Here is a 6,853-nt window from a genome sequence, read left to right on the forward strand (position 1 = left end):
TTGCGGCAATTAATCAACAAAAACCCATTTATTCGAAGTAAAAGTCGCTTTTAATTCGTGCCAGCGCATCGTCGCGGAAATGAAAAATATAGCGCAAGGTTCCGTCTGAATTGGCAAGTTGAATGGTATTTCCTACCGGCCGGTTTATCCCGAAAATTGAGCGGAAGGTTGTTTTGCTCATACCCGGGTGCACACATGAATCTAAATACAATTCCGGAGAAGTGAGGTGAAAGTAGATCATGAAGTCCTTTTCCCGGCTTCTGTAAAATTTAATGGTGTCCCGGCTTCCTGAAAAATGATAAATGGTATCTATTCGTGAGGAGTTATGAATATTACGAAAAGGTTCCTTTCTTAAGGGCAGCATTTTAGGGTGGTTTTTCAGGAGTGATTGCATGGTAAAAGCGTCAGCGGCCTTATTGGCAAAACTGTCAGCGATAAATACCGGTGTCTCTTGTGTTAACTTTTGGGAATACCTGGTCTCTATTTTCAGCGTATCACATGCTTCATCTGAGATTTTGGTGGCATCCTTTTTAATATTACAGCCAACAAGGATAACCATTGTTATCAGTAAGATGTGTATAAGCAGGTGTTTTATCATTGTTTCCGTATTACGAAAATGTATAATGTATATAAATTGCCAGTGATACTGCCTGGTTTAGGATTGAATCCCTTCATCTTTAAAAACCAAAGATAATAAATATAAACAGGAAAATCATCCGGGCTAAAAGAATTATCTGACTCTTGGGGGATTAGTTACCGTAGTATGTTCTGAAACAAAATACATTTTGTTCTTTTTGCCTTCAAATTTAAAGGTTTCTGATTTTTCTCCTTTACCGGAGAATGCTTTTACTTCAAGCATATTTTTGCCTTCTTTCAGAGGAATTCTTGTATAGTGGATCGAGTAGGGGAGGGTTTGCCAGTTTCTGGTATCTGCCTTTTCGGTAAGGGTGTTGACAATATTTATAATGGTTCCCAGATTTTCATCTTCTTCATCGGCCAAAGCCTCTAAAGCTTTCTTGGTGGCTATTCTCAAGATGGCATTTCCCATTTCCCTCAGCATTCGGTCCCGCAGGGTTTTGAATGCTATTTCGTTGATGTCCTGGGCCAATTCAAAGGAATATTTTTGATTCTGCGTATAGACTGCTGCATCCTTATAAACGGGTTTCCTTTCTACGTATTTGGGGAATGCAACTTTGAAAAACCGGAGCTCGGAAAAAGCTTCCTTTTCTTTTTTGCTCTTGTCTCCTATATAAATGGGGAAAGAAACATCCAGTTCCCTGCTCTGCATAATCACGTAATTTTCCCTGGGACTGGGAACCTTTGTAAAATGGATGCTCCATTCGTCTTTTACGGGGCCAAATCCGTTCAGCCAAAAAAAGATCACCTCACCGTGTTCTTTAGGCTGATAATCATATTCTATATTGAAAAGATTCTCATAATGCCTTACTTCATCCTGAAATCCTGTAAGATAAGCGGTTCTTAACAGGTCTTTTTTTAGCTGGCCGGGAACAGCCATATTGAAATATTCCGTATAATCCTCCTTATAGGCCTCGAAGGCATTCCGGTAGGCAATGAAGGCATTGTTGTAGTCTCCGTCCGCCTCATAGATCATACCCATCAGATTATGCGCAAATGCGTCCCGCTGATAGCGGTTTTTATGGTCCTGGTATTTGTCGTTGAGTTGATTTAATCGGATGTTTATTCGCCGGCACTCTACCAGGGCGCCTTCATAGTCATTGAGTTGTATATAGTTCAATGCGGTAAAATAATGAAGCATGACCGCCTCAAAATCTTCGGGTTTATAAGGTTTCACCGTAGGATTTGTAACCAGAGAGAGGGCTTCCAGTCCGTAGTTTTTTATATAGTCTTCTATTATCCGGTCTGCTTTTTGAAAATGCCGGTTGCTTTCCTCATATTGGTCAAGCATCCATCCTACATAACCATGATTCAGATAAAACAGCAGTTTATTCTTGCCTTCCTTTTCATGCTGATTATTCTGTAACCATTGATCCGCTTTCTGGAAGTTACCGCTTGTAATATATTGTTGAAACTGTTGGTGTTGTTGATAATAAGTGGCACATCCTCCTGCTATGATTCCAAACAAAAGGAACAGGAGCATTTGTTTTTTTCGTTTGGAGTTTAACATGAATATCTGAAAAAATAATCGACCAGGGCTTAATTATTGATGTATTTTCTGATTTTCTTATCCCCTATCCACACAATTTCATTGGTCTCTAAATTAGCCAATTCAAGGTTTACCTGATAATTGACCACTTTTTCGTTCCTGTAGGAATCCACGATGCTGTTGATGGTGCCCTGCAGCATGAAGTCGGCCCCCAATTCCTGCCCCCATTGTTTTGCCGTTTTTGAGGAAGCAAAGTCCTGCTGGTCGGCTCTCTCTGCTCTCAGTTCGTCCCTTTTGTCTCCGGCCTGAACAAGTCGGGCAGAACCATCCTTTATAACGGCCTTTTCAATATCCTTAATGAATGTTTCTGCATTAATGTGTTCATGGCTTTTGTTTCTCACCAGTCCTACAATCAATATAGGGCGTGCACCATGGTGGTTTTGTTTATAGTTCTCAAGCCATTGCCCGTTGAGTACCTGGTCTGTTAAAGCTTCTGCCACCATGCGTGAATCGGTATCGTTCCATCGTCCGCTCAGGTCTATCTGCTCGTCGCTGTCAATTCTTCTTACTTCCCTTTGGGGGCTGCAGCTATTAAGGGCCATTGTTATGGAAAAGACCAATAAAAGAACCGGGAATGATTTTCTCATGTAATTATGGTTTAAATATTTTATTTAAGATTATCGATCAGTGTTTTCATTTCTTTTTTCAATTCGTCGCTGACGGGTACCAGGGGCAACCGCAGATTATTCTCAATAATACCTTTGATGTTCAATGCACATTTTATGCCAGCCGGATTGCCTTCGGCAAATAATTTTTCTATAATGGGCAACATTTTGTAATGGATTTCGCGGGCCGATTGAAAATCATTTTTTAAGGCATAATTGATCATTGTGGTCCATTCTTTCGGGAAAGCATTTCCTGCCACTGAAATGACCCCTTCAATTCCAATGGCCATTAAAGGAAGGGTAATACCATCTTCACCTGAAACGACCGTAAAATCCTCTGGTTTATTTTGGATGATATGCATGGCCTGTGTGAAACTTCCCGAAGCTTCTTTGACCGCAACAATATTGTCAAAATCTTTAGCCAGTTGCACTATGGTTTCCGGCGCGATATTTTTGCCCGTACGGCCGGGCACATTGTATAAGATGACCGGAACCGGACTTTTTTCGGCAATAGCCTTAAAATGCTGATAGAGCCCTTTCTGTGTTGGTTTGTTGTAATAGGGGGTTACCGAAAGAATTCCATCAATACCATTAAAATCAGTATTTTCTATTTTTTCAAGAATGGCGGCTGTATGATTTCCGCCAATTCCAAGCACAAAGGGTAATTTTCCCTGATTTGCCTCTTTCACGGTATCCACAACGGCTTTTTTTTCATCGTCTTTGAGGGTTACCGATTCTCCTGTTGTACCTAATATAACCAAAAAATCAATGCCGTTTTCCCGCAGGAAATGGATGTGGTTCTTTAATGCGTCATGATCTATGGAATGATCTTTTTTAAAGGGCGTAGCTACAGCAACACCTGTACCAGCAAATTTCTGGGTAAACATAACATTACTCCTCTTTATTGATTCGACTTATGTAATATTTGACTTGTTCTATAAAATACTTGATATCTTGACGCTCGTCAATCCGAAACATCATATCGTGTTCTTTGCCCGATTCTGATTCCATCCCGATTTTAAAGCGAGCTCTGGAGAGATTATTGACATATTTGGTGGGAAACTGATCCGGAGGGGTGAGATCAAACAGTATGTCAAAAGGTTTGGCTGTGAATTTTTCTATAATGGGATCATTGGGGATATACAGCCAGTTTAGATCTTTGATGGTGAATATATTGATGCGACTCACACCGATATAGTTGTTTGGGATTTCTTTTTCCGGACAGTAAGCAAGCGTAAAGGTTTGTAGTTTTTTTCCGGACAAAAAATCAAGGAATTCTTTTATGGTTTGATAGGACTGCCCGTGGTCCAGCGAAAACAATACCCCTACTGTTTGAGCAGTATCAAAGTTAAAAACTGCTTTTTTCCTTTTAAAAGCTTTTTGTCTTCTTTTTAACAGCCAGTTGGCCAGTTTTAATTTTGGCTTTTTCAAGATATTCACTTTATAATAATTTTCAGGTATCAAATATATACATTTCTTAAAAGACTAATGACGGATCATTTTTAAAAAATCTTCTTCTGATATGATCGGCACCCCGTTTTTTTTGGCTTTTTCCAGTTTTTTGGGTCCAATATCCTTACCCGCCAAAAGATAATCCGTTTTGGAAGATACTGAAGAAGTATTCTTTCCACCGTGTTTTTGAATCATTTCCTTCAGTTCTTCCCGTGAATGTTGGTTAAAGGTACCGGATATGACGATGTTTTTATCCTCAAGGTCGTTACTGACCGTTTCGGTGGTTTCTTCTTCCATTTCGAGTTTTACCCCGGCCTTTTTCAGTTTGTCAATGATTTCAAGGTTCCTTGGGTTTTGGAAATATTCCAGGATGCTTTCGGCTATGCGGGGACCGATCTCATTGATTTCGATCAGTTCCTCATAGGTGGCATTGGCCAGTTTATCTATGGATCGAAAATGTTCTGCAATTGTTCTGGCAACTGCTGCTCCAACGAATCTTATGCCCAGTGCATAAAGGACACGAGGGAAAGGAACTTCCTTCGATTTTTGAATGCTGTTGATAAGATTTTGGGCCGACTTATCCGCAAAACGCTCCAGTGTCAAAAGGTCTTCTTTTTTGAGAAAGTACAGGTCACCAAAGTCTTTCACAAGGTTTTTCCTGTAAAGCGCATCTATGGTAGCTTCTGCTGCTTCAATATCCATGGCCCTTCTGGATACGAAATGTTCAATCTTTCCTTTTATTTGAGGCGGACACCCGGTTTCATTCGGGCAATAGTGCCGGGCCTCGCCCCGAGGCTTGACCAGTTCGGTCCCACATTCGGGGCAATGCCTGGGAAATTTAATTTCATGGCTTTCCCCCGATCTCTTTTCCTTATTCACACCTACGATCTTGGGTATAATCTCTCCGCCCTTCTCAATATAAACGCTGTCATTAATCCTGACATCCAGTAGTTTGACCTGATCCTCGTTGTGCAGGGATGCGCGTTTTACGATGGTGCCACTAAGATGTACCGGCTCCAGATTGGCTACGGGCGTGACGGCGCCGGTCCGCCCAACCTGAAAGTCTACGCTCAACACCTGGGTTTCTACCTGTTCGGCTTTAAATTTATATGCTATGGCCCACCGTGGGGATTTGGCTGTGTATCCCAGTTCTTCCTGCTGGTCGTAGGAATTCAACTTGATCACCACCCCGTCTATATCATAGGGCAGGTTTTCCCTTTCTCGATCCCAGTAATTGATGTAATCAAAAATTTCGTCAATATTCCGGCATTTTTGTAACTGGGCCGAGATTTTGAATCCCCATTCTTTGGCTTTTATTAAATTTTCATAATGATACCGGTAGGGCAGTTTTTCTCCTGCCAGGGAATAAAGAAAGCAGTCAAGGGGGCGTTTTGCCACCATGGCTGAATTTTGAAGTTTTAAAGTACCGGCCGCAGCATTTCTGGGATTGGCAAATGGCGCCTCTCCATTCTTTTCCTTTTCATTATTAATTTGTTCAAAAGCCTGATGGGAAAATATGATCTCTCCCCTGATCACAAATTCAGGGGGATAGTCTTTTTTTCTCAAACTCAGCGGAATGCTTTTGATGGTTTTGACATTATCCGTTACATCATCACCCTGAATGCCGTCGCCCCGGGTTACTGCCTGTTCGAGCCTGCCATTCCGGTAGGTGAGGGAAATGGCAACCCCGTCATACTTGAGTTCACACACATATTCAATGGGTCCTGTGATCTCTTTTTTAATCCTTTGTTCAAATTCGGTGACCTCTTGAGGGGAGTAGGTGTTGGCCAGGGAATACATGGGATAACGATGCTTCGCCTGGGTGAATTCCTTGTTGAGGTCACTCCCTATACGTTGTGAAGGAGAATGTTCATCCTTTAAGTCGGGAAATTGTTCTTCAAGACGGATGAGCTCATTCATTAATGAGTCATATTCAAAGTCACTGATGGTAGGCTGGGCCAGTACATAGTATTTATAATTGTGTTCTTCAATCTCTTCCCTTAATTTTTTTATTCTTTCCTTCGCTTCTTCCTTATTCATTCGTGTAAAGCCTAATTATAGGTTCATAGTTCAATTAAATAATATCTTAAAGTTCGAATGTTGTGCTTCCCCGCCATGGAACCCGCATGCTTTATTCATTGCCTTGTTGTAAAGGTTCCTGGATGCGGGTTTCATTCGGTTAACAGTTTATTCAAGCTTTGAATTCTAATTTGATTTACAGGCTAAATTCATACACTCTGCTTGTATTGCCATGGAGCCCGCATGTTAATCATCTTCTTGTTGTAAAGGTTCCTGGATGCGGGTTTCATTATTAAAACGGGTTTGCACAAAATTAAAAAGCACTGATGAAAGAACAAGATATGGAAACCCTTCTTTCCAGCTCCTTTGTGAGTTGTTCCTATGTATAAAAACAGGGCTGTTCAAAAAGTTTTTATCTTCCTTGTGAAAGCCCTTTTATAACCTTTCCGGGTTCATTTAATAAAACACACACAATTACAAAATATACCCGCAGCCCACACAAAGAATTCAGATCACCGGTCTTTTTGAATTGATAACTTTTTGAACAGCCATTCAAGCCTTTGAATCATGCACGGAGCATAATTGGTGTTTG

At 41.0% G+C, this 6,853-nt stretch carries 6 protein-coding genes; all 6 read right to left on the minus strand.

Annotation, left to right across the window (positions count from 1 at the left end):
- Window positions 1–28: 28 nt before the first annotated feature.
- The 6 genes from KGY70_12730 to ligA all read right to left on the minus strand — a co-directional run bounded on the left by KGY70_12730 (window position 29) and on the right by ligA (window position 6,282).
- Window positions 29–598 carry a hypothetical protein gene (locus tag KGY70_12730; protein ID MBS3776050.1) on the minus strand — a complete coding sequence of 190 codons (570 nt, stop codon included), beginning with the start codon at window positions 596–598 and terminating at the stop codon, window positions 29–31.
- 132 nt (window positions 599–730) lie between these two features.
- On the minus strand, window positions 731–2,119 hold the full coding sequence (locus KGY70_12735) for a hypothetical protein (protein ID MBS3776051.1): 1,389 nt from the start codon (window positions 2,117–2,119) through the stop codon (window positions 731–733).
- A gap of 56 nt (window positions 2,120–2,175) precedes the next feature.
- On the minus strand, window positions 2,176–2,772 hold the full coding sequence (locus tag KGY70_12740) for a penicillin-binding protein activator LpoB (protein MBS3776052.1): 597 nt from the start codon (window positions 2,770–2,772) through the stop codon (window positions 2,176–2,178).
- Between the two features lie 20 nt (window positions 2,773–2,792).
- Window positions 2,793–3,677 (minus strand): 4-hydroxy-tetrahydrodipicolinate synthase, encoded by an 885-nt coding sequence (locus KGY70_12745; GenBank protein MBS3776053.1) that lies wholly within the window; start codon window positions 3,675–3,677, stop codon window positions 2,793–2,795.
- Between the two features lie 4 nt (window positions 3,678–3,681).
- Window positions 3,682–4,221: a hypothetical protein gene (locus KGY70_12750; GenBank protein MBS3776054.1), complete on the minus strand. Its 540-nt coding sequence runs from the start codon at window positions 4,219–4,221 to the stop codon at window positions 3,682–3,684.
- Between the two features lie 54 nt (window positions 4,222–4,275).
- Window positions 4,276–6,282, minus strand: a complete 2,007-nt coding sequence (gene ligA, locus KGY70_12755) for an NAD-dependent DNA ligase LigA (protein MBS3776055.1) — start codon at window positions 6,280–6,282, stop codon at window positions 4,276–4,278.
- Window positions 6,283–6,853 lie beyond the last annotated feature (571 nt).

This window comes from Bacteroidales bacterium, assembly GCA_018334875.1.
GTDB lineage: Bacteria > Bacteroidota > Bacteroidia > Bacteroidales > UBA12077 > JAGXLC01.